Raw genomic sequence first — 435 nt, forward strand, 5'->3', positions numbered from 1 at the left:
GTTAATCGACTTGGCACGAAAAGCTACATGTTATCGAACGAAATTTAGCATTCTCACTGTAATCTCTACCATCAAACCAATATGTTTTTTGATTTTCAGAAACGGCACAACTATTAACAGATGTACTTCCCAAAGCACAAAATGATAGTTGTTTTTTTAACGCCTCTGGCTCAATGAAGTACTGGCAAGTTAGAGATAACTCTTCTCGATTATCGTATCGTTGTAATACTCCGACCCTGCCCACTTTGACTTCATATAATTCATCCTGCCCTTGAGTAGAATCTTGGAAAATATCTTTACTTGCACGTAATACACAAAAACCATCACTCTCAGCATAAAGGTTAATTTTCACAGGCTCACTTGCATTAGCAACTCCTGTAAAAATGGCCAAAAATAATGAAATTCCAACTGCCAATTTCATAAAATCCTCCTAAG

1 protein-coding gene is annotated in these 435 nt (G+C 36.6%); it reads right to left on the minus strand.

What is annotated here, in order from left to right:
- Position 1 precedes the first annotated feature (1 nt).
- Positions 2–421 (minus strand): hypothetical protein, encoded by a 420-nt coding sequence (locus tag GOU96_RS18330; RefSeq protein WP_069730953.1) that lies wholly within the window; start codon positions 419–421, stop codon positions 2–4.
- Between the last annotated feature and the right edge of the window lie 14 nt (positions 422–435).

It is taken from the genome of Vibrio sp. R-1, assembly GCF_035615595.1.
Lineage (GTDB): Bacteria > Pseudomonadota > Gammaproteobacteria > Enterobacterales > Vibrionaceae > Vibrio > Vibrio cholerae.